The organism is Oleiphilus sp. HI0086 (genome assembly GCF_001635225.1).
Genome location: NZ_LWFZ01001255.1, coordinates 1 through 1,064, shown reverse-complemented (window position 1 = coordinate 1,064; position 1,064 = coordinate 1). Strand labels below are relative to the sequence as shown.

Here is a 1,064-nt window from a genome sequence, read left to right as displayed (position 1 = left end):
TATGAAAGCATTAGTAATTGTTGCACACGGCTCACGACGAGCGTCCTCCAATGATGAAGTACGGGAGCTTTCCCGTAGCGTTCAGAATAAGGTCGGCGCTCAATATGCGATCGTCAATACTGGCTTTTTGGAGCTGGCTGAGCCATTAATACCCGACTCAATTATCCAGTGTATAGAGCAGGGAGCATCTGAAGTAGATGTCTTGCCTTACTTCTTGTCAGCCGGTAGGCATGTTATAGAAGACGTTCCGGCCGAAGTTGCTAAGGCTAGGGAGCAGTACCCTGATGTTAAGATAAACATTAAGACTCATCTGGGAGGTATGCCTGCGATGGTCAGTTTGATTCAGGATACGCTAAGCGTATCCTGATGAGCCTCGTTATAATTAGCGAGTCGTGGCTTTTTTAGTTTTCGTCTTTCTTGTCTTGGCTTTTTTTGTAAGTAAGCCTTCAAGCTCCTCGAGCGCTTCTCCTGAAAATACTGCCAGGTTCTGCATGCTTGGCAAGGTGTCACGACAACCGGTATAGCCAAAATTCAGTGAACCATCATAGCTTAAACAAGTAATATTCAATGCGCCGCCATGGGCGATTAATGATACTGGGTACATCGCCTCAAGTTTACAGCCATTGTAGTAGAGAGCCTTTTTCGGTCCAGGGACATTAGATATTGTAATGTTAAAGGCTGGACGCATTCTTCCGCCCAGGCCTGTGAGAAGCTGTAAAGAGTAGGGTGCCATCATCAGCATCGTGTACTGTGTCAGCGATGCTCTAGGCAAGCTTTGTAAGTGCTCCTTCGCAATCTGGGTCGACTCTTTAATGGTTGCTAAGCGGCGAAGCGGGTCCGCTTCATTGGTTGCTAAGCTAGCGATCATAAAACTAATGGCCGTACCTGTGCCTGTGTCATCCGCAGGGCGAATATTAACCGGAATACCTGCTGTTAAAGGTTGCTCAGGTAATTGTCCTTTTTCTAATAGGAACTGCCTCAACGAGGTGCCACATAAATAAAGCACAATATCGTTTAACGAGGCATCCGCCTCTGCTGCCAGTTTCTTAATTCTGTCTAAAGAA

General features: G+C 46.4%; 2 protein-coding genes. One reads left to right on the top strand and one right to left on the bottom strand.

Annotated features, from left to right (window positions below):
• The coding region (locus A3756_RS21725; protein ID WP_068507391.1) for a sirohydrochlorin chelatase at positions 1-367 on the top strand (367 nt) is incomplete at its 5' end.
• Positions 368-382: 15 nt separating this feature from the next.
• Here the strand turns inward: A3756_RS21725 and A3756_RS21720 are convergent.
• Positions 383-1,064, bottom strand: a 682-nt coding sequence (locus tag A3756_RS21720; RefSeq protein WP_156490675.1) for a WS/DGAT domain-containing protein, incomplete at its 5' end; no start/stop codon positions are given.